Here is a 19946-nt window from a genome sequence, read left to right as displayed (position 1 = left end):
TCAGGGCGCCAGGACGATGCGTTCCATCGACCCCGCCAGCACCTTGCGGTAGGCATCGGCGGCGGCCTCCAGCGGCAGCAGGGCGTTGTCGTCCACGTCGAAGGCGCGCAGCTCGCCGCTTTCAAAGCCGCCGTGCAGGCTGTCGAGGATGGCGGCGCATTGGCGCGCGTCGAGCTTGAGGCTGTCCACGCCGATCATCTGCAGGTTGCGGCGGTAGAAGGCCAGGATGTCGAAGGGCACGCTGCGCTCGATGGTGGAGATCAGCACCTGCGTGCCGCCCACGGCCAGGGCATTCAGGGCCGTGGCGAAGTAGGGCGAGCCCACGGTGTTGTAGGCAATGTCGGCCCCCTGGCCGCCCAGGGCCTGCATCAGCTTGGCGTCCAGATCGGGGTCGGCAGCGCTGTAGGTGGGCACGCCGGAGCTGGCGTGGCCGGCCTGGCGTTCCACGCCCACCACCTGGGCGCCCGCGCGCGTGGCCAGCTGGATGGCCGCCTGGCCCACCTTGCCGTTGGCGCCCAGCACCAGCACGCGCTGCCCTGCGCCACGCAGGCCGGCACGGCGCAGGCCCTCGGAGGCGGTGATGAACGGCACGCCGATGGTGGCTGCCGCCGCGACCGACACGGTGGCGGGCTTGCGGCTCAGCGCATCCACGGGCAGCACCAGGTAGCTGGCGTGGCTGCCGTCGCGCGTCATGCCCAGGTCGCCGCCCGTGCCCCAGACTTCCACGCCTTGCCATTCGGCAGGTCCTTCGACCACCACGCCTGCGAAGTCGCGCCCTGGCGTGCGGGGCCAGACGGCGTGGGGCATCATGCCCAGCGAGGCCTTCACGTCGCTGGGGTTCACGGCGGCGGCCTTCACGCGCACCACGGCATGGCCGGGCGGTGCCTTGGGAAGGCTGGCGACGTTGATCAGGGGGGCAATGGCAGCGGCTTCGGCGGCTTTCTCGGTCAGGATGAGCTTGCGGCCCGGGGTCAGCGTGGTCATGGTGTCAATTCAAAGATGGTTGTGAACAAGGTTCAGCGCAGGCTGCTGGGCGGCAGGCCCCAGCGCGTGCGGGCTTCGGCGGGGCTGGCCAACTGGCCGCCCAGGTCTTCGACGATGCGGCGGGCCTTGCGCACCAGCTCGGCGTTCGACTTGGCCAACTGGCCTTTGTCGAGATAGATCGTGTCTTCCAGCCCGATGCGCACGTTGCCGCCCATCAGGAAGGCCTGGGCCACGGCCTGGAAGGCCTGGCGCCCCACGGCAAAGGCGGACCACTGCGCGCCGGTCGGCAGCAGCCCGCGCGCGAAGGCCACGGATTCGGGCGAGAAGGGCAGGGCGTAGCGCACGCCCAGCACGAAGGTGAACAGGCCGGGGCCGGCCAGCGTGCCGTCGCCGATGAGTTTCTGCGCGAGCACGAGGTCGCCGCTGTCGAAGCATTCCAACTCGGGCAGCACGCCCGCGGCGCGGATGGCCTGCGCCATGCGGGCCACGTTGCCGGGAGTGTTCATCACCACCTGGTCGCCGGAATTCATGGTGTTGAGGTCCAGCGAACACACGTCAGGTCGCAGCGCGGTGATGTGTTCCACGCGCTTTTCGGGCGCCATCAGCGTGGTGCCGGGTGCGGCGATGCGCGGGTCTTCCCGGCTGGGCACGAAGCGCCCTCCGGGGCCGGTGGTCAGGTTGATGATGAGCTGCGGCGCGTGGCGGCGCAGGGCCTCGACCACTTCGGCGTAGAGCGCCAGTTCCATCGAGGGCGCGCCGGTCTTCGGGTCGCGCACGTGCAGGTGCACGGCGGCAGCGCCTGCCTCGGCGGCGGCCAGGCTTTCATCGACGATCTGCGCCGGGGTGATGGGCAGGTGCGGCGTCTGCTCGGGCCGCGTGAGGTTGCCGGTGACGGCGCAGGTGAGGATGGTGGGTTGGCTCATGAGGAGGGTTCCTATCCAAGGTGGCGGCCGCCATCGACGACCAGGATGCTGCCCGTGGCATAGCGCAGGCTGGTGGCGCAGGCCAGCACGGCGGCGGCCACGTCGTCCGCCACGCCCACGCGGCGCAGCGGCAGCGTGGCGCCTACGCGCTCGTTGAAGTCGGCGCTGCGGCCCGGCACGAAGCCGGTGTCCACCACGCCGGGCGAGACGGCCATCACACGGATGGCGGGGCCGAGGGTCTTGGCCAGCGCCTTGGTGCTGGCGTCCACGCCGGCCTTGGCGGCGGCATAGGCGAGGTTGCTGCCCAGGCCGGTGAAGGCGGCGATGGAAGAGATGTTGACCACCAGCGCGTCGCCGCGCGCCCTGAGCTGCGGCGCAAACGCGCGGATCGCCGCGAAGCTGCCGCGCCAGGTGACGGCGAAGATGCTGTCGATCAGCACGTCGTCCAGCGCGTCCAGATCAGCGGCGGGCACGGCCTTGGTGAAGCCTGCGGCATTGACCAGCATCGAGGCGCCGCCGGCGCGCTCCTGCACGGCCTGGGCCGCTGCGGCCAGCGAGGCGCTGTCGGTCACCGAGGCGGTGAGGGCGAAGTGCCCCTGGCCCGGCAGCGCGGCCAGGTCTTGCGCCCCGGCATCCGCCGCATCGCGCTGCAGCAGCACGATGCGCGCGCCACGCTCGGCCAGGCGATGCGCGGTGGCCAGGCCGATGGCACCCCGGCCGCCGGTGATGACGGCCACTTCGCCGTCGAGCCGCTCGCGCGGGCTGAAGGTTCTGTCGTTCATGTTTTTCCTTGGGAATCAGGGCAGGGGGCAGTGGGGCAGGCGGGTTTCGCCGGGTTCCAGCCGCAGCTCCACGTCGAGCCGCCAGCCGCCCTCGCCGTCGGGCTCGAAGCGGCGCAGCAGCGAGCCCACCGCGCCGAACACCACGTCCTCGTGCGCGGCCGGGTCGTCGATGTCGAAGAACTGCGTGGCCAGCACCTTGTAGCCCTCGGCCGCCACGATGAAGTGCAGGTGCGCCGGGCGCATCACCTTGCGGCGCTGCGCGGCCAGCAGTGCGCCGCAGGGCCCATCAATGGGCACGGGGTAGCCTGCTGGGCGCACGCTGGTGAACCAGAAGCGGCCGTCGGCATCGGTTTCGAAGCGGGCGCGCAGGTTCATGTCTTCCTGCTCCGGGTCCTGGTTTTCGTACAGGCCCTTGGGCGAGGCCTGCCAGGTCTCGATTCGTGCGCCGGCCAGCGGGCGGCCGTCGAGTCCGGTGACGCGGCCCTGCACGCGCAGGCGCTCTCCCGGCGTGTCGTTGGAGGCGATGCATGTGCCGCGTTCGCGCAGCGGCTGCTGCGCGCGCCAGAAGGGGCCGACCAGCGCCGGCTCGGTGCCGCCCGCGTTGACGGCGTTCCGCGCGCTGCGCAACTGCACCAGGGTGGCCAGGCCCAGGATGTCGGCCAGCAGGATGCCTTCATGCTTGGCGGGGCCCGTGGCCTTGCCCACGGCCACCAGGAAGTCCAGGCCCACCTGCAGCTCGTCGGGCGTCAGGTCCACCTCCAGCGCGAAGGCGTGCAGGTGGCGGATGGCGCTGTCCAGAATGGTTTTCAGGCGCGGGTTCGCGGTGTCGGCGTTGGCCTCGAGCACGGCGGCCAGCAGGGCGCCGGGGTCGGTGGCGGGCAGTGGTTTTTTCATGAAAGGCAATTCAAGGCAAGTTAAGGGCAATCGATTGCCCTTAAGGTTACAACCAAATCCATGCGGTGGTCAAGAGGCTTTTTCAGCCCCTGTTTTTGGGGATGGTGTAGGCTCGCCCGTCGTTACCGCAATCACTCATCACTTGGCCTTTCATGTTTCCTCGCCCCCCTTCCACCGCCAGACCGGCCGTCACCATCGACGACATTGCCAGGGCCGCCGGCGTGCACCCGGGCACCGTGTCGCGTGCCCTGCGTGGCATCAGCGGCAAGGTGTCGAGCGGGAAGAGGGCCGAGATCGAGCGCATTGCGCGGGAACTGGGCTACCAGCCCAACGTGGTGGCGGCATCGCTGCGCACCAAGCAGACCAACCTGGCCGCGATCATCGTTCCCGACCTGAGCAACCCGCTGTTCGGCCCCATCGTGCAGGGACTGGAGCAGGCGCTGCGCCAGCACGACATGCTGTGCCTGGTGGCGCAGACGCCCACGGCAGCGCAGGCGCGGCGCGACCTGGTGACGGCACTGGCCGCACGGCATGTGAGCGGCCTGCTCATCCTGGCCGCCGAAAGCCACGACCCCCTGCTGCAGGCCGCGCGGGAGCGCCAGATGCCCACGGTGCTGGTCAACCGGGGCACGGGCGACCGCGAGTTTTCCAGCGTGGTCAACGACGACCGCGAAAGCGTGCGGCTGGTGCTGGAGCACCTGCGGGCGCTGGGCCATGTGCACATCGGGCACGTGGCGGGGCCGTCGGCTTCGAGCACGGGGCATGTGCGCCATCAGGCTTTTGTCGATCTCACCCGGACGCTGGGGTTGAAGCGCTGTCCCGTCGTGGAGGCCGAAGCCTTCACGCGCGAGGCAGGCCGCGCCGCGGCGCGGCGGCTGCTCGACGGCCGCAGCCGCCCCTCGGCCATCTTCGCCGCGAATGACCTCATCGCGCTCGGGGTGCTGGATGCATTGCACGAGCGCCGCATCGAGGTGCCCGCGGGCATGTCGCTGGTGGGGCACAACGACATGCCGCTGGTCGATCTGATCGAGCCCGCGCTCACCACGGTGCGCATTGCCACCGACCAGATGAGCGAGCAGGCAGCGGCGCTGTTCATGGAGCATGTGCGGCGGCCGACGCTCGCCGTCTCCACGCGGGTGCTGGTGCCGAACCTCGTGGTGCGTGCGTCCACGGCGCGGCTGGCCGGCGAGTGACGGCCCCGGGACGGGAGGCAGGCTCGAGGGCTGCACCTGTTGGTGCCTGCATCTTCCGCGTTTGCAGATAGTCCTTATTCATAAAGCGCTATCGGGCCTGGCAAGGGCCGCTCCTAGACTTGGCGACTGAAAAACCGGAAGAGGGCCGCTGCGACGGCCCATCAACAACGCATTCAGGAGACAAACGCCCATGTTCGAGCGCTTTTTCAAGCTGCAGGCCCATGGCACGACGGTTCGCACCGAGATCGTGGCCGGCCTCACCACCTTTCTGACGATGTGCTACATCGTCTTCGTCAATCCCTCCATCCTGGGGGGCACCGGCATGGACAAGAACGCGGTCTTCGTCGCCACCTGCCTGGCGGCGGCGATCGGCTCGGTGATCATGGCCTTCGTCGCCAACTACCCGATCGGCATGGCGCCGGGCATGGGGCTCAATGCCTTCTTCGCGTTCACCGTGGTCGGCGCCATGGGCTACACCTGGCAGCAGGCGCTGGGCGCGGTGTTCATCTCGGGCTGCGTGTTCATCGTGCTCACGGTCACGGGCATCCGAGGCTGGCTGATCGCGGGGGTGCCCAAGTCGCTGCGCAGCGCGATCGCCGCGGGCATCGGGCTGTTCCTGGCCATCATCGCCCTGGGCAACGCCGGCATCGTGGTTGCCAATCCGGCCACCAAGATCGGCATGGGCAACCTGCATGCCCCGCCGGCGCTGCTGGCGATCTTCGGCTTCTTCCTGATCGCCGTGCTGGACGCGCTGCGCGTGCGCGGCGCGATCCTGATCGGCATCCTCGCGGTCTCGCTGCTGAGCATGCTGCTGGGCCTGAGCCAGTTCAACGGCGTGTTCGCCATGCCGCCGAGCCTGGAGCCCACTTTCTTCAAACTCGACATCGTGGGCGCGCTGCACACCGGTTTCGTGCACGTGATCCTGGTGTTCGTGCTGGTCGAGGTGTTCGATGCCACGGGCACGCTGATGGGCGTGGCGCGCCGCGCCGGCCTGCTGGAGGGCGACCGCTACAAGGGCCTGGGCCGTGCGCTGTTCGCCGACAGCGCCGCCATTTTCTGCGGTTCGCTGCTGGGCACCAGCAGCACCACCGCCTACGTGGAGAGCGCCTCGGGCGTGCAGGCGGGCGGGCGCACCGGCCTCACAGCGCTGACGGTGGCCGTGCTGTTCCTGGCCACGCTGTTTGTGGCGCCGCTGGCGGCCTCGGTGCCGCCCTACGCCACGGCGCCCGCGCTGCTTTATGTGGCCGGCCTGATGCTGCGCGAACTGCTCGACGTGGCCTGGGACGATGTGACCGAAGCCACGCCGGCCGCGCTCACCGCGCTGGCCATGCCGTTTACCTATTCGATCGCCAACGGCCTGTCGTTCGGCTTCATCACCTACGCGGGCCTCAAGCTGTTCACGGGCCGCTACAAGGAAGTGCACCCGGCGGCCTGGTGCATCGCGGGGCTGTTCCTGGCGAAATACACCTTTTTCCCGGAATAGGCGGCCCCGGCTCCGTATCAACCACGAGACGCCGAGTGCCGGGCATGCGTCACAATCGGCGCATGCCCAACGTGACTTACCTGCCGGGCAGCACGCCCCTGGTGCTGGACTCTCCGCACAGCGGCACCGACTACCCGGACGACTTCGCCACCGCCTGCGACCTGGCCGCGCTGCGCAGCGCCGAGGACACGCATGTGGAAAAACTCTACAGCTTCGCGCCCGCGCTCGGCGTGGCCTGGATCGAGGCGCATTTCCCGCGCAGCTACCTCGACGCCAACCGGAACATCACCGAGATCGACACCACGCTGTTCGACGAGCCCTGGCCCGGGCCGGTGGAGACCGATCCGAAGAGCCTGTCCAAGGTGCGGTTGGGCAAGGGCCTGATCTGGCGCATGACCGACGAGGGCGTGCCCCTCTACGACCGCCGGCTCACGGTGGCCGAGGTGCAGTCGCGCATCGCGCGCTGCTGGCAGCCCTACCACGCAGCCGTGCAGCAGGCGATCGACGCCGCGCACGCCCGGCACGGCTACAGCCTCCACATCAACTGCCATTCCATGCCGGCCGTGGCGTCGGCCTACTCGACGGACTTCCCGGGCCTGGTGCATGCCGATTTTGTGATTGGAAACCGCGATGAGTCCACGTCCAGCGGACATCTCGCGCTACAGATTTGTGAGCATCTTCGGAGCCTGGGCTACGACGTGGCCTACAACCATCCCTACAAGGGCGTAGAGCTGGTGCGCCGCTACGGCGATCCGGCGCGGCACCGCCACAGCATCCAGATCGAGATCAACCGCAAGCTCTACATGGACGAGCACACACTGGCGCCGCATGGCGGCTTCGCGGCCCTGCAGGCCAGCCTGGGCTCGCTGGTGCGCCTGCTGCTGGCCACCGACCCGCGCTGAGGGGCCGGGCGCGGCCGGGCCTCAGCCGTGGTTGAGCCAGGCGCTGAGGCTGGCTTCCAGCCTGTCCACGGCGATGTCCAGCGTCGGCCACAGGGCGACGGCCTCGTCCAGCCGGCCATCGCCGGCGCGCGTCTCGATCTGCAGCGCCAGGTCGGCCACCTCGTCGGCTGCGTAGATCAGCACCGAGCCGCGCAGCTTGTGGGCCGCCTTGTTCAGGGTGGCGCCATCCGTGCGCTTGACGGCCGAGGCAATGGGCTGGCGCAGCGCAGGCAGGCCGGCCAGGAACAGCCGCAGCGATTCGCGCAGGAAGTCCGCGTCGCCATCGACCAGCGCCAGCGCCCGCTGCACGTCGAAGCCGTTGGCCGGGGTTTCGCCGGCAGGTTCGGGCGGTAGTTCGGGCAGGGTCGAGGGCTGGTCCAGGGATTCGATGACGCGGTTGATTTCGGCGTCCAGGGCCGCACGGGTGACCGGCTTGGCCACGTAGCCGTCCATGCCGGCCGCGAGGCAGCGCTCCCGGTCGCCTAGCAGGGCATGGGCCGTCATGGCGATGATGGGCGTGTGTGGCCGCGCGTAGGCGGCCTCCAGGGCGCGGATGCGGGCGGTGGCCTCGACGCCGTCCATCTCGGGCATCTGCATGTCCATCAGGATGGCATCGAAAACCGGGCCGTTCATGAACATCGAGAGCGCTTCCACACCGTCGCTGGCCACGCTGACCTGGTGGCCCGACTGGCTCAGCAGGTGCTGGCCCAGCTTCTGGTTGACGGGGGTGTCTTCGGCCAGCAGGATGCGCAGGCCGGAGGGCGCCGCGTGCGCCGGGGCCGGCGCCTGTGCCGGCACGGCAGGCGCGGGCAGCCTGTGGTTGCCGCGCGGCTCCGGGAAGAAGTTTCGCAGCGCATTGCGCAGCTCGTCCTGGTCCACCGGCTTGGTGAGGTAGGCCTGCACGCCCAGTCGCTTCAGCGTGTCCTTGTCATGGCGGTCGCTGACCGGCCCGAGGACCAGGACCGGCAGTTGGCTCAGGGCCGGCTGGGTGCGCAGCAGCCCGACCAGGTCGTAGCCGTTCATCAGGGGCATGTGCAGGTCGATCAGCGCCACCGCGCAGGAGGGCATGCCGGCCAGCCGCAGCAGGGCCTCGCTGCCGTTGCGGCACAGCTCGGGCTGGACGCCGAAGCCTTCGAGCAGGTCGCCGATTTGCTGGCGGCTGGTGTCGTTGTCGTCCACCACCAGCGCCCGCTTGCCCTGCAGGGCGATGATCTCACCCGCGTGGTCCGGCGGCGCCGGTTCATGGCTGTGGCCCAGGCGGATGGTGAAGGTGAAGGTGCTGCCGCTGCCCGGACGGCTGCGCACCTGGATGCGCCCGCCCATCATCTGCACCAGCTGGTTGCTGATGGCCAGCCCGAGCCCGGTGCCGCCATAGCGGCGCGTGATGGAGCTGTCGGCCTGGGTGAAGGCGTCGAAGATCGCGGCCTGCTTGTCCAGCGGGATGCCGATGCCGGTGTCGCTGACGCTGATCTCGAGGAACACCGGGCTGCCCGGGCTGCTGGCCGGCGAACCCGGGGCCAGCCGGGCGTCCAGCACGATCTCGCCCTGGCTGGTGAACTTGAGCGCGTTGCCCAGCAGGTTGATCAGGATCTGCTGCAGCCGCACCGGATCGCCGACCAGGTTGTCGGGCACATCGGGGGCCACCCGGTTGATGATTTCCAGGTTCTTCTCGTTGGCCCGCAGCGAGAGGGTGCGCGCCGTCTGCTTGAAGATCTGGCGCAGCGAGAACGTTACCGGATCGAGCTCGAGCTTGCCGGCCTCGATCTTGGAGAAATCGAGGATGTCGTTGACCACCGTGAGCAGCGAATGGGCCGACATGTTCACCATCTGCAGGTACTCGCGCTGCTCCTCGTTCAGCGGCGTCTCCAGACACAGCCCGGTCATGCCGATGATGCCGTTCATGGGGGTGCGGATCTCGTGGCTCATGTTGGCCACGAATTCGCTCTTGGCCTTGTTGGCCCGCTCGGCCGCCTCCTTGGCGGCACGCAGTTCATGGGCCGCGGCGGCGGAGGCCTCATGCAGCTGCACATTCAGCGCCTGGCTCTGGTCACGCAACCGGAACACGCGCACCAGGTGCGCCAGCGCCCCCAGCAGCAGCACGCAGCTGAGCGCCGTGATGCCGGCGATCCAGCGCGCGGTCTGGCGCCAGCCGCGCAGGAACAGCGCCTCGGAGATCACCGGAACGACGACAAAGGGGTAGCGGTCCACCACCCGCGGCGCCAGCAGCCGCAGCTCGGCATCGCGGTTTTCGGTGAAGCGCGGCGAGCCGGCCAGCACCACGTCGTGCGTGAGGTGCTGGTCCTCGATGACATGCTTGGCGACGCCGCTGAGGTTGCGCTGGCCGATCATGCTTTCCTGCATCGGCCAGCGCGTCATCAGCGTGAAGTCGCGGCGGTACAGCGAGATCGAGGCGCCGTCGCCCAGGTCTTCGCCGACGCGGGCGTAGAAGCGCGAGAACACCTCGGCCGAGATGCCGACCAGCGCCAGCCCCAGCATCTCGCCCTGGCTGTTGCTGATGCGCTGCGTCAGGTAGAACGTCCAGTGGCCGTTGCCCTTGTTCTTGACCGGGTCGCTGGTGAAGGTCTCGAGCTTGGGGTCGGCGACATGAGCCTGGAAGTAGGCGCGGTCGGCCAGGTTGATGTTGGGGGTGGGAAAGGTGCGCGAGTAGCTGAGGATGTCGCCGTTGGCCGCGATGATGGCCGTCACGTCGATGATGGCGTTGCCCTCGGCCTTGTCGCGCAGCAGCTGGTACCAGCCTTCCGACGCCATGGTCGCGCGAAAGCTGTTCTCGTCCTCGATGCCCGCAGCCTGCACGTTCTCCGCGACGGCGTCGAGCACGGTGTTCGCCGAGAACAGCACCTGGCCGGCGTGGTCGGCCACGATCAGCGAGAGGCTGGACAGCTGGTCGCGCCACTCGCGCAGTGTCTGCTGGCGCAGCATCCAGATGGAACTGACGGCGGCCACCAGAATGGCGGCCAGCGCCAACAGGCCGAAGGTCAACACCAGTCGGCTACTGTTCCTGCCGGGCAACAAGTTCAGCTTGATCGGCACGGGGTCCCTCGCTTGCAGGCGCCATGCTCCTGTCTTGCACTGGCCGGTGTTGCAGGCACGTCGTCATGTGCATTCTGCGGCCGCCGTGAGCAGTGACGAACCATGGCGATGACAAGTTGTTACAGAATGGTGAAGATATTGTGACAGCCTCGCGGCGACTGCGCACCTGGGTTGGAGCGAAACATGTTTTGTATTGAAATGGAACACCCCCGAAGCGCCTGCGGCGCCTCCCCCTCAAGGGGGCGCACCCAGCGGCCCGGCCGAGCCGGTTCCGCGGGTGCACTGGCATGGCCTGCTCCGCGGCCCTTGGCACCGCTGCGAACGGGCGCCCGTTTCATGCGATGCGGGTGGCGCGCAGCGCTATGAATAACTGAGATAGGAGGACCATGGACAGCATCGATGCTCTGGTGATTGGGGCCGGGGTGGTGGGGCTTGCGGTGGCGCGCGCATTGGCGCAAAGCGGCCTGGAGACCATCGTGGCGGAAGCCGGGCCCGCCATCGGGCAGGGCGTGAGTTCGCGCAACAGCGAAGTCATTCACGCCGGGCTGTACTACACGCCCGGCTCGCTCAAGGCACGCCTGTGCGTGCGCGGGCGGGACCTGCTGTACGCGCTGTGCGCCAGCCACGGGGTGGACCATGCCCGCTGTGGCAAGCTGGTGGTGGCGACCCAGCCGTCGCAGCAGGCGGCGCTGCGGGCCCTGCAGGACAAGGCCGCCGCCAATGGCGTGCCGGTGCAATGGCTGGAGGCGCGCGAGGCCCAGGCCCTGGAGCCGCAACTGCGCTGCACCGCCGCGCTGCTGTCGCCGGCCACCGGCATCGTGGACAGCCATGGCTTCATGCTGGCGCTGCAGGGCGACCTGGAGCGCGCCGGCGGCATGGTAGCGCTGGACTCGGCCGTGGCAGGCGCACGGCTGGACGCCGGCGGCGCGCTGCATGAGCTGCATATGGCCGATGGCTCGGTGCTCGGGGCCCGCCTCGTCGTCAACGCAGCGGCCCTGCAGGCCTGCGCGCTGGCGCGGCGCTTCGAGGGGCTGGACCCGGCCCACGTGCCCGCGGCCTACTACGCCAAGGGCCACTATTTCACGCTGGCCGGGCGGGCGCCGTTCCGGCACCTGATCTACCCGGTGCCCGAGGCCGCGGGCCTGGGCGTGCACCTGACGCTCGATCTCGGCGGGCAGGCCAAGTTCGGCCCCGACGTGCAATGGGTGGATTCGCCCGACGACCTCGAGGTCGACCCCGCGCGGGGCGGCGCTTTCGAGGCCGAGGTGCGCAAGTACTGGCCCGGCCTGCCCAGCGGCGCGCTGGCGCCGGGCTATGCCGGCATCCGGCCCAAGATCCAGGCGCCGCACGAGGCGGCCCGGGACTTCCTGATCCAGGGGCCGGGCGAGCATGGCGTGCCCGGGCTGGTCAACCTGTTCGGCATCGAGTCGCCGGGGCTGACCAGCGCGCTCGCGATCGGGGAGCATGTGCGCGACCTTCTCCTACACGCGTAGGCGGCCCATGCCGACCGTCTGGCGGCGGCTCGCGCGGCTCGATGGTGTACGATGAATTCGACGCTCCATCGCAGGCGCTGCTCCGGGGTCTGGTGGGTCGCAACGCACAGGAAAGGGAACTCTCATGGTTGCAAGAACACGTGCCAAGGCGCAAGGCGAACTGGAAGACCTGGTGGCCGATCTGCGGGATCTGCTGAGCAACAACGACATCCTGGCGGCGCACCCTGAAGTGAAGGCCCTGCGTGAGCGCCTGGAGCACGGCCTGCAATCGGCGCGCGAAGCCGCGGCCTCGGCCCGCGAGGCCGCCCTCGATGCGGCCCATGACGCCGCCGAGCAGGCCCGCCGCACGGCCAAGGCCGCCGATGCCTATGCCCACGACGAGCCCTGGCGCGTGGCCGGCATGGCCCTGGCGCTGGGCGCGGTGCTGGGTTTCCTGATCGGACGCCGTTGACCCGGCCCGCATGAACCTGCTGTCCCTGCTGGGCTTCGATGCCTGGATGGCCCGGCTGCGCAAGGCGGCGGCCGAGGGCGCCAGCGGCCTGGAAGACCGCTGGCTGCTGGCGCGCATCGAGTGGGAAGAGGAAAAGCAGCGCTGGCACCGGCTCGCGCTGCTGGCGCTCGCCGTGCTCGGCCTGACCATCGTCGCGCTGCTGGCGCTGTCCGCGGCGGTGGTGGTGCATTTCTGGGACACGCCGCACCGTCCTGCCGTGGCCTGGGGCGTGGCGCTGGTCTGGCTGCTGCTGTGGGGCGGCGCCCTGGTCTGTTTCATCCGCACGATGCAGCGCTCCAGCGAGGCGTTTGCCCATACCCGCGAGGAGCTGGGACGCGACTGGCACAGCCTCAAGGAGCGGCTGTGAAGCCCGGCGCACGGCCCGCCACCATGCGCGACGTGGCGGCTGCCGGCACCATCAAGGCGCTGGTGCTGCTGCGCATCCGTGCCCAGCGCGAGCGGCTGGAGGCCATCAGCCCCGCGCCGGCGGCGGCGGTGGCGCAACCCTCCGATACGGCCGGGCAGGCGCCGGGCGCTTCTGCGCCCAACGTCTTTCCGCGCAGCATGATCATGCGCACGCTGATTGAGCATCCGGCGGCGGCCGGCGCCATCCTGGCGACCGGGCTGGCGCTGGGCCCTCGGCGGCTGCTGCAATGGAGCCGCTGGCTGCTGCCGCTGATGCTGTGGCGCCGCTGAACGCGCGCCCTAGCTGCGGTTCTTGATGGCGAGCGCCGCCTCGCGCACCAGGGCCGGTCCCTGGTAGATCAGCCCGGTGTAGATCTGGACCAGGTCGGCGCCGGCCTGCAGCTTGACCACGGCGTCGCCGGCGCTCAGGATGCCGCCCACGCCGATGATGGGAAAGTCCTTGCCCAGCGCGGCGCGCAGCCGCGCGATCACGCGGTTGCTGGCCTCGAACACCGGCGCGCCGCTCAGGCCGCCGGTTTCCGTGGCGTGCGGCAGGCCTTCGACGGCCTCGCGCGCGATCGTGGTGTTGGTGGCCACCACGCCGTCCATGCCGTGGCGCCGCAGCGTGGCGGCGATGACGTCGATCTGGGCCTCGTCGAGGTCGGGCGCGATCTTCACGAACACCGGTACCTGCCGGCCATGCTCCCGCGCCAGCGCCTGGCGCCGCTGCGCGACCGCCCCCAGCAGGCCGTCCAGCGCCGCGTCGCTCTGCAGCGCGCGCAGGTTCTGGGTGTTGGGGCTCGAGATGTTGACGGTCACGTAGTCCGCATGCGGATAGACGCCTTCGAGGCAGGTCAGGTAGTCATCGGTGGCGCGCTCGATCGGCGTGGCGGCGTTCTTGCCGATGTTCAGGCCCAGGATGCGGCCCTTGCGCCGGAACGAGGCGCGCTGCACGTTGGCGATGAAGGCGTCCAGCCCGTCGTTGTTGAACCCCAGGCGGTTGATCAGCGCCTGTTTCTGCGGCAGGCGGAACATGCGCGGCTTGGGGTTGCCCGGCTGGGGCTTGGGCGTGACGGTGCCGACCTCGACGAAGCCGAAGCCCATGGCGCCCAGGCCGTCGATGCAGCGCGCGTTCTTGTCCAGCCCGGCGGCCAGGCCCACGCGGTTGGGAAAGCGCAGCCCGGCCAGGGTGACCGGGTCGTCGACCATGCCGCCGCAATAGGCCCATTCGAGCGGCGTGCCCTGCGCGCGCGCCAGCGAGGCCATGGTGAGTTCGTGGGCGGTTTCGGGGTCGAGTCCGAACAGGAATGGGCGAGCAAGGGCGTAGGGAAGCAATGGCATTGGATAATTCTCGAAACTACCGCGATTTTCCCAGATGAATGCACTGACTCAGGATGAACTCAAGACACTGGTGGGCCAGGCCGCCCTGGCCTATGTGGTGCCGGGCGAGATCGTGGGCGTGGGCACCGGCTCCACGGTCAACAAGTTCATCGAGGCCCTGGCCTCGATGAAGGACCGCATCCCGGGCGCCGTGTCGAGCTCGGTGGCCAGCACCGAGCGGTTGCGGGCTTTGGGCATCCCGGTGTTCGACGCCAACGAGGTGGGCGAGCTGGCCGTCTACATCGACGGCGCCGACGAGATCGACGGCCGGGGCTTCATGGTCAAGGGCGGCGGCGCGGCGCTCACGCGCGAGAAGATCGTGGCGGCCGAGGCGCGGCGCTTCGTCTGCATCGCCGACGAGTCCAAATTGGTGGCCACGCTCGGAGCCTTCCCGCTGCCGGTGGAAGTCATTCCCATGGCCACGCAGCGTGTGGTGCGCCAGTTTGCCGCCCTGGGTGGCGTGGCCCGGGTGCGCCTGAAGGACGGTGTGCCGCTGGTGACCGACAACGGCCAGCACATCGTGGACGTGACGGGCCTGTCCCTCACCGACCCGCTGGCCTTCGAGTCCGAGGTCAACCAGTGGCCCGGCGTGGTGACGGTGGGCGTGTTCGCGCACCAGAAGGCCCAGGTCTGCCTGCTGGGCACCTCCGGCGGCGTGAAAACCCTGAAATTCGACTGAAATCAGCCCGATGTCCAGGCCGGGCGGTTCTTTGTTGCTATGAAAAGAGTAGCAATCAGAACTTGATGCCGGCCGGGTTGCCTGCGTTGGACGGCGGCGGTGCGGCAGGCCGTGGCGCTGCTGTGCCCCTGGCGCCGTCGGCCGCGGCCTCGGTAACCGCGGGCTTGGGCGCCTGCTTCTGGGCCGCGACCAGCGGCGCGGCGGGCGGATTGCGATAGCCGGCCGGCAGCTGCGAGGTCTGGGGGTAGCCGGCCGCATCGAGGAACTGGGCCCATTCGGTATCGGAGAAGCCCTTGATCTGCTGCCCGCCAATCGTCACGAAGGGCAGGCTGTTGTCGCCGCTCAGGCGCTGCAGCGCCGCCGTGTCGTCGGGCGTGTTGACCGTGCGCTCGGTGAACGGAACGCCCCGGCTGCTGAGCAGGGTGCGGCCCGCGCCGCAGGGGCCGCAGTTGTCGCCGGTGTAGAGGGTGACCGGGTAGCGGCTGGCCACCTGGCGCAGCTCGAAGGGCAAGGCGGCATTGCCGCCGGCTGCGCCGGCAGGGGCGCCGCCCGTGGTGCTGGTGGCCTTGGCGGCCGCCGAGGGCGGTGGAGGCTGGTCGGAATAGGTCACCCGGCCGTCGGGGCCGACGATGCGGTAGACCGGCTGGGCCTGCAGGCTGGCGCCGGCCAGCATCAGCAGGGCGCCGGCGGCCAGAAAGAGTGTGGCATTCCGTTTCATGGTTCCTCCAGAGTGTGGGCCCGGTGCGTGGGCCTTCATGCCATGCCCTGGTGCCGCAGCAGGGCGTCCAGGCTCGGCTCGCGTCCGCGAAAGGCCTTGAACGACTCCATGGCGGGGCGGCTGCCGCCTGCTTCCAGGATGGCGTGGCGGTATTTTCTACCGGTTTCGACGTTTGGCAACTCGTCGTTACCCGCTGTTTCCTCGAACGCCGCATAGGCATCGGCGCTCAGCACCTCGGCCCACTTGTAGCTGTAGTAGCCGGCCGCGTAGCCGCCCGCGAAGATGTGGCTGAAGGTGTGGGCCGTGCGGCTCCAGGCCGGCGGCTGGAGCACGGCCACTTCGGCGCGCACCTGGTTGAGCAGGGGCATGAAGTCCTGCGCCGGGTCGTGCTCGGTGTGCAGCAGCATGTCGAACAGCGCGAACTCGATCTGGCGCAGCGTCTGCAGGCCGCTCTGGAAGTTCTTGGCCGCGAGCATCTTGTCGAACAGCGCGCGCGGCAGCGGCTCGCCGGTGTCCACATGGGCCGTCATGTGGCGCAGCACGTCCCACTCCCAGCAGAAGTTCTCCATGAACTGGCTGGGCAGCTCGACCGCGTCCCACTCGACGCCGCTGATGCCCGAGACGTCGCGCTCGTTCACCTGCGTGAGCATGTGGTGCAGGCCGTGGCCGAACTCGTGGAACAGCGTGGTCACGTCGTCATGCGTGAGCAGCGGCGGCTTGCCGTTGACGCCCTCGGCGAAGTTGCACACCAGTTGCGCCACCGGCGTCTGCAGTGCGCCGGTGTCGGGGCGCAGCCAGCGGGCACGCACGTCGTCCATCCAGGCGCCGCCGCGCTTGCCGGCGCGCGCGGGCTGGTCGAGGTAGAACTGGCCGACGAGCTGGCCGTCGCGTTCGATGCGGTAGAACTCCACGGCCGGGTTCCAGACCGGTGCCTGGTCCTTGCGGATCGCCACCTCGAACAGCGTCTCGACGATCTTGAACAGGCCGGCCAGCACCTTGGGCGCGGTGAAGTACTGCTTGACCTCCTGCTCGCTGAAGGCATAGCGTGCTTCCTTGAGCTTCTCGCCGATGTAGGGCCAGTCCCAGGGCTGCGGATCGGCCAGGCCGAGCTGCTGCGCGGCGAACTCGCGCAGGTCGGCCACGTCCTTTTCGGCATGGGGCCGGGCGCGGGCGGCCAGGTCGCGCAGGAAGCCGGTGACCTGCTGCGGCGACTCCGCCATCTTGGGCACCAGCGACACTTCGCCGAAGTTGCGGTAGCCGAGCAGTTTTGCCTCTTCGAGGCGCAGCGCCAGGATTTCCTGGATCAGGGCGGAGTTGTCGAACTTCCTGAATGCCTCGGGGCTCTGGTCGCTGGCGCGGGTGGCGTAGGCGCGGTAGAGCTTTTCGCGCAGGGCGCTGCTGCGCGCGAACTGCATCACGGGCAGGTAGCTCGGCATCTTGAGCGTGAGCTTGTAGCCTTCCTTGCCCTCGGCCTGCGCGGCGGCGCGCGCGGCCTGCTGCACGTCCTCGGGCAGGCCATCCAACTCATCGGCGCCGGCGTAGTAGGCGAAGGCGTCGGTGGCGTCGAGGGCGTTCTCGCTGAATTTCTGGGCGAGTTCGGCCTGCCGCTCCTGGATCGCCGCGAAGCGCTCCTTGGCGGCGCCGGTGAGCTCGGCCCCCGAAAGCACGAAATTGCGCACTGCGTTCTTGTGGGCCTGGCGCTGCTCGGCGTTGAGCGTGGCGGTATCGATGGCCTTGTACTTGGCGTACAGGCGCTCGTCGGCGCCCAGCCGGGTCCAGAACTCGGTGACCTTGGGCAGGGCCTCGTTGTAGGCGGCGCGCAGCTCGGGGCTGTCGGCCACGCTGTTGAGGAGGCTCACCGCACCCCAGGCGCGGCCGAGCTTTTCGGTGGCCACGTCCAGCACCTTGGCGATGTCGCTCCAGCGCGCGGGGAAGTCCGGGGCCGTGACCGCTTCGAGTGCTGCGTCCGCATCCTTGAGCAGCGCGTCGACCGCCGGCGCCACGTGCTCGGGGCGGATCTGGTCGAACAGCGGCGGGCCGTCAAAGGCCAGCAGCGGGTTGGCGGAGGAGGCGGCGTTGAAGTCGGTGGATGTCATGACCTCCATTTTGCGGCAAGGTGGGACGATTCAAGGGAGACCGGCGTCTTCTCCTGGAATTCAAATCCGGCCCGGGCTGCCACTGGGAGACTGTGAACAGGCTCTGAGCCGCTAGGAAGGCTGGGTGCTGGCCGGTTCAAGCAGATCGACGGAGTGCAGCACCCGGCGCATCGCAGGCTCATCGGACCTCGCCCAGGCCCGCACCTCGGCCAGGAACAGCTCGATGAAGCAGGCCGCCGCATGCGTGGGCGTTTCCTGCGCGCGGCGGATGATGCCCACCGTGTTGGTGCGGAAGCGTTCGCGCAGCTGCAGCGCGAGCAGGCTGGTGCGCAGGCCCTCGGTTTCCACCAGCGGCCAGGGGCAGAAAGTCAGCATGTCGGTCTGCTGCACCAGCGTGAGCATGAGCGATGCCGAATGCGCGAGATGGATGCGCTGGCGCGGCGGCGCCACGCCATGCTGGCCGAACAGGTTGTGCATCAGCGCCGCCTGCTCGCCCGGGGTGAAGTTGAGGATCCAGTCGTCCTCGAGCAGCTCGGCGATGGAGCGCGCACCTGCGCGCGGATGGCCGCGCCGCGTCACCACGGTCATCTCGTAGCTGAACAGGGGCAGGGCCTGCAGGCCCTGCATGGCATCGTCCGCCGCGATGCGGCCGATCATCAGGTCCAGGCTGCCTTCGCGCAAGCGCGGGTAGGCGAGCACCGAGAGGCCGTCGAACATCTCGATCTGGACATGCGGCAACGCGGCGCGGAAGGCCGGCACCACGCGCGGCATCAGGGTCTGGGCGACCCAGGGGGTGATGCCCACGCTCAGGCGTTGCGGCGCGGCCGAATCGCGGTGACGCGCCAGCGTGTCCTCGGCCTGACGCAACTGGGCCAGCACGCGCTGCGCATGCGCGACCAGATCCTGCCCCGCGGGCGTGAGGGCGATGCCGCTGCCGTGGCGCGTCAGCAGCGCCACCTGGGCGTTCGCCTCCAGCTCGCGCAGACCCTGCGTCACCGTGGCCTGCGTGAGGCCCAGCGCACGCGCCGCCGCGCGGATGCTGCCTTCCGCGGCGACAACGGCGAGATAGCGGAGCTGGTGCACCTTCATGACAGGATTATGGCCGCGTGACAGGCCATGCCTTTCATTGAATTGAAATGCCTGTCTATTGCCTGATGGCCCCCTTTCCTAGACTGCGACCCATGACGTTCACGATCGAGCAGGCCGCTGGCCTGGACAAGCTGGTTCCCGCGGTGCGGGACCACGCCACAGACATGGTGGCGCTGCGCCACCGGATCCACGCCCATCCCGAGCTCGCCTACGAGGAGTTCGCCACCAGTGACCTGGTGGCCGAGCGGCTGCAGGCCTGGGGCTACGAGGTGCACCGCGGCCTGGCCGGCACCGGCGTGGTGGGCACGCTGAAGCTCGGCCACGGCCCGCGCCGCCTCGGCCTGCGCGCCGACATGGACGCGCTGCCCATCCACGAGACCACCGGGCTGCCCTATGCGAGCCAGGTGCCGGGCAGGATGCACGCCTGCGGCCACGACGGCCACACCGCCATCCTGCTCGCAGCGGCGCGCGCCATTGCGCAGGAACGCAGCTTCGACGGCACGCTGCACCTGATCTTCCAGCCGGCCGAAGAAGGGCTGGGCGGTGGCCGCCGCATGGTGCAGGAGGGGCTGTTCGAGCTGTTTCCGTGCGATGCGGTGTTCGCGCTGCACAACATGCCCGGCTTTCCGGTGGGCCAGTTCGGCTTCAAGGAAGGCTCGTTCATGGCCTCCTCGGACTCGGTGATCATCACCGTGACCGGGCGCGGCGGCCACGGCTCGTCGCCGCATCTCGCGGCTGACCCGGTGACGGCGGCGGCCTACATCATCGTGGCGCTGCAGACCATCGTCTCGCGCAACGTGGACCCGCGCGACATGGCGGTGGTGTCGGTCGGCGCGATCCAGGGCGGCGATGCGCCCAATGTGATTCCCGGCAGTGTCGAGATGCGCCTGACCGCGCGGGCCTACCGGCCCGAAACCCGCGCCATGCTGCGCGAGCGCATCACCGCACTGGTGCAGGCCCAGGCCGTCACGCTGGGCGTGACGGCCGAGGTGGACTACCACTGGCGCTACCCCGCGCTGGTGAACGATGTGGCTTCCACCCGGTTCGCGCGTCAGGTGGCCGTGGACTGGCTGGGCGAGGACGGCCTGCTGCCGCCGCTGCAGCCGCTCACGGGCAGCGAGGACTTCTCGTTCATGCTCGAGCACTGCCCGGGCAGCTACCTGATCGTCGGCAACGGCGAGGGCGAGCACCACGCCACCGGCGGCTGCATGGTGCACAACCCCGGCTACGACTTCAACGACGCCATGCTGCCCATCGCGGCGAGCTACTGGGTGCAACTGGTGCGCCGCTTCCTGGCGCCCGCCGGCTGAGGCGCACCGGCCGCTTTTCCTTTCCTCCACTTTGT

The 19946-nt window shown here is 69.5% G+C and carries 18 protein-coding genes; 9 read left to right on the top strand and 9 right to left on the bottom strand.

Annotated features, from left to right (window positions below):
* From MMF98_RS10460 to MMF98_RS10445, 4 genes are read right to left on the bottom strand one after another with little or no spacing between them, the layout of a single operon-like run.
* The gene (locus MMF98_RS10460) at positions 1-984 is read right to left on the bottom strand and encodes a quinone oxidoreductase family protein (protein ID WP_243306211.1); all 984 of its coding nucleotides are present in this window, start codon (positions 982-984) and stop codon (positions 1-3) included.
* A gap of 32 nt (positions 985-1016) precedes the next feature.
* Positions 1017-1907: a beta-keto acid cleavage family enzyme gene (locus tag MMF98_RS10455; protein WP_243306210.1), complete on the bottom strand. Its 891-nt coding sequence runs from the start codon at positions 1905-1907 to the stop codon at positions 1017-1019.
* Between the two features lie 11 nt (positions 1908-1918).
* On the bottom strand, positions 1919-2689 hold the full coding sequence (locus MMF98_RS10450; RefSeq protein ID WP_243306209.1) for an SDR family NAD(P)-dependent oxidoreductase: 771 nt from the start codon (positions 2687-2689) through the stop codon (positions 1919-1921).
* 15 nt (positions 2690-2704) lie between these two features.
* A complete protein-coding gene (locus tag MMF98_RS10445) occupies positions 2705-3583 on the bottom strand; it encodes a dioxygenase family protein (RefSeq protein WP_243306208.1) in 879 nt (292 codons plus the stop codon).
* A 152-nt stretch (positions 3584-3735) separates the two neighbouring features.
* Between MMF98_RS10445 and MMF98_RS10440 the strand changes: the two genes are divergently transcribed.
* From MMF98_RS10440 to MMF98_RS10430, 3 genes are all read left to right on the top strand, one after another.
* Complete coding sequence (locus MMF98_RS10440; protein WP_243306207.1) at positions 3736-4776, top strand: LacI family DNA-binding transcriptional regulator; 1041 nt, start codon at positions 3736-3738, stop codon at positions 4774-4776.
* 190 nt (positions 4777-4966) lie between these two features.
* Positions 4967-6259 (top strand): NCS2 family permease, encoded by a 1293-nt coding sequence (locus MMF98_RS10435; protein ID WP_243306206.1) that lies wholly within the window; start codon positions 4967-4969, stop codon positions 6257-6259.
* Positions 6260-6321: 62 nt separating this feature from the next.
* Positions 6322-7161: an N-formylglutamate amidohydrolase gene (locus tag MMF98_RS10430; RefSeq protein ID WP_243306205.1), complete on the top strand. Its 840-nt coding sequence runs from the start codon at positions 6322-6324 to the stop codon at positions 7159-7161.
* A 21-nt stretch (positions 7162-7182) separates the two neighbouring features.
* On the opposite strand, the gene MMF98_RS10425 is transcribed toward MMF98_RS10430, so the two are convergent.
* The gene (locus MMF98_RS10425; RefSeq protein ID WP_243306204.1) at positions 7183-10203 is read right to left on the bottom strand and encodes a hybrid sensor histidine kinase/response regulator; all 3021 of its coding nucleotides are present in this window, start codon (positions 10201-10203) and stop codon (positions 7183-7185) included.
* A gap of 434 nt (positions 10204-10637) precedes the next feature.
* Here MMF98_RS10425 and MMF98_RS10420 point away from each other — a divergent pair, with 434 nt between their 5' ends.
* The 4 genes from MMF98_RS10420 to MMF98_RS10405 all read left to right on the top strand — a co-directional run bounded on the left by MMF98_RS10420 (position 10638) and on the right by MMF98_RS10405 (position 12930).
* Positions 10638-11744 carry an NAD(P)/FAD-dependent oxidoreductase gene (locus MMF98_RS10420; protein WP_243306203.1) on the top strand — a complete coding sequence of 369 codons (1107 nt, stop codon included), beginning with the start codon at positions 10638-10640 and terminating at the stop codon, positions 11742-11744.
* 124 nt (positions 11745-11868) lie between these two features.
* On the top strand, positions 11869-12195 hold the full coding sequence (locus MMF98_RS10415) for an ElaB/YgaM/YqjD family protein (protein WP_243306202.1): 327 nt from the start codon (positions 11869-11871) through the stop codon (positions 12193-12195).
* A gap of 10 nt (positions 12196-12205) precedes the next feature.
* Positions 12206-12601, top strand: a complete 396-nt coding sequence (locus MMF98_RS10410; RefSeq protein WP_243306201.1) for a phage holin family protein — start codon at positions 12206-12208, stop codon at positions 12599-12601.
* Positions 12598-12930 carry a hypothetical protein gene (locus MMF98_RS10405; protein WP_243306200.1) on the top strand — a complete coding sequence of 111 codons (333 nt, stop codon included), beginning with the start codon at positions 12598-12600 and terminating at the stop codon, positions 12928-12930. The genes MMF98_RS10410 and MMF98_RS10405 overlap by 4 nt, the downstream gene beginning before the upstream one ends.
* A gap of 9 nt (positions 12931-12939) precedes the next feature.
* Here MMF98_RS10405 and MMF98_RS10400 read toward each other — a convergent pair whose 3' ends face one another.
* Positions 12940-13980, bottom strand: a complete 1041-nt coding sequence (locus MMF98_RS10400; RefSeq protein WP_243306199.1) for a quinone-dependent dihydroorotate dehydrogenase — start codon at positions 13978-13980, stop codon at positions 12940-12942.
* A 34-nt stretch (positions 13981-14014) separates the two neighbouring features.
* On the opposite strand from MMF98_RS10400, the gene rpiA reads away from it, so the two are divergent.
* On the top strand, positions 14015-14698 hold the full coding sequence (gene rpiA, locus MMF98_RS10395) for a ribose-5-phosphate isomerase RpiA (RefSeq protein ID WP_243306198.1): 684 nt from the start codon (positions 14015-14017) through the stop codon (positions 14696-14698).
* Positions 14699-14753: 55 nt separating this feature from the next.
* Here rpiA and MMF98_RS10390 read toward each other — a convergent pair whose 3' ends face one another.
* The 3 genes from MMF98_RS10390 to MMF98_RS10380 all read right to left on the bottom strand — a co-directional run bounded on the left by MMF98_RS10390 (position 14754) and on the right by MMF98_RS10380 (position 18601).
* Positions 14754-15416 carry a glutaredoxin family protein gene (locus MMF98_RS10390; RefSeq protein WP_243306197.1) on the bottom strand — a complete coding sequence of 221 codons (663 nt, stop codon included), beginning with the start codon at positions 15414-15416 and terminating at the stop codon, positions 14754-14756.
* Between the two features lie 35 nt (positions 15417-15451).
* Positions 15452-17512, bottom strand: a complete 2061-nt coding sequence (locus tag MMF98_RS10385) for a M3 family metallopeptidase (RefSeq protein WP_243306196.1) — start codon at positions 17510-17512, stop codon at positions 15452-15454.
* Between the two features lie 111 nt (positions 17513-17623).
* Positions 17624-18601 (bottom strand): LysR substrate-binding domain-containing protein, encoded by a 978-nt coding sequence (locus tag MMF98_RS10380; RefSeq protein ID WP_243306195.1) that lies wholly within the window; start codon positions 18599-18601, stop codon positions 17624-17626.
* 164 nt (positions 18602-18765) lie between these two features.
* On the opposite strand from MMF98_RS10380, the gene MMF98_RS10375 reads away from it, so the two are divergent.
* Positions 18766-19911 (top strand): M20 aminoacylase family protein, encoded by a 1146-nt coding sequence (locus tag MMF98_RS10375; RefSeq protein WP_423837615.1) that lies wholly within the window; start codon positions 18766-18768, stop codon positions 19909-19911.
* The last annotated feature ends 35 nt before the right edge of the window (positions 19912-19946 follow it).

The organism is Variovorax terrae (genome assembly GCF_022809125.1).
In the GTDB taxonomy this organism is placed as follows: domain Bacteria; phylum Pseudomonadota; class Gammaproteobacteria; order Burkholderiales; family Burkholderiaceae_C; genus Variovorax_A; species Variovorax_A terrae.
The sequence above is the reverse complement of the archived record's forward strand: the minus strand, read 5'-3'. Positions and strand labels throughout refer to the sequence as shown.

Coding starts and splice junctions, on each gene's coding strand:
- MMF98_RS10460 (WP_243306211.1), bottom strand. CDS start 984: ATGACCACGCTGACCCCGGGCCGCAAGCTCATCCTGACCGAGAAAGCC.
- MMF98_RS10455 (WP_243306210.1), bottom strand. CDS start 1,907: ATGAGCCAACCCACCATCCTCACCTGCGCCGTCACCGGCAACCTCACG.
- MMF98_RS10450 (WP_243306209.1), bottom strand. CDS start 2,689: ATGAACGACAGAACCTTCAGCCCGCGCGAGCGGCTCGACGGCGAAGTG.
- MMF98_RS10445 (WP_243306208.1), bottom strand. CDS start 3,583: ATGAAAAAACCACTGCCCGCCACCGACCCCGGCGCCCTGCTGGCCGCC.
- MMF98_RS10440 (WP_243306207.1), top strand. CDS start 3,736: ATGTTTCCTCGCCCCCCTTCCACCGCCAGACCGGCCGTCACCATCGAC.
- MMF98_RS10435 (WP_243306206.1), top strand. CDS start 4,967: ATGTTCGAGCGCTTTTTCAAGCTGCAGGCCCATGGCACGACGGTTCGC.
- MMF98_RS10430 (WP_243306205.1), top strand. CDS start 6,322: ATGCCCAACGTGACTTACCTGCCGGGCAGCACGCCCCTGGTGCTGGAC.
- MMF98_RS10420 (WP_243306203.1), top strand. CDS start 10,638: ATGGACAGCATCGATGCTCTGGTGATTGGGGCCGGGGTGGTGGGGCTT.
- MMF98_RS10415 (WP_243306202.1), top strand. CDS start 11,869: ATGGTTGCAAGAACACGTGCCAAGGCGCAAGGCGAACTGGAAGACCTG.
- MMF98_RS10410 (WP_243306201.1), top strand. CDS start 12,206: ATGAACCTGCTGTCCCTGCTGGGCTTCGATGCCTGGATGGCCCGGCTG.
- MMF98_RS10400 (WP_243306199.1), bottom strand. CDS start 13,980: ATGCCATTGCTTCCCTACGCCCTTGCTCGCCCATTCCTGTTCGGACTC.
- rpiA (WP_243306198.1), top strand. CDS start 14,015: ATGAATGCACTGACTCAGGATGAACTCAAGACACTGGTGGGCCAGGCC.
- MMF98_RS10390 (WP_243306197.1), bottom strand. CDS start 15,416: ATGAAACGGAATGCCACACTCTTTCTGGCCGCCGGCGCCCTGCTGATG.
- MMF98_RS10385 (WP_243306196.1), bottom strand. CDS start 17,512: ATGACATCCACCGACTTCAACGCCGCCTCCTCCGCCAACCCGCTGCTG.
- MMF98_RS10380 (WP_243306195.1), bottom strand. CDS start 18,601: ATGAAGGTGCACCAGCTCCGCTATCTCGCCGTTGTCGCCGCGGAAGGC.
- MMF98_RS10375 (WP_423837615.1), top strand. CDS start 18,766: ATGGTGGCGCTGCGCCACCGGATCCACGCCCATCCCGAGCTCGCCTAC.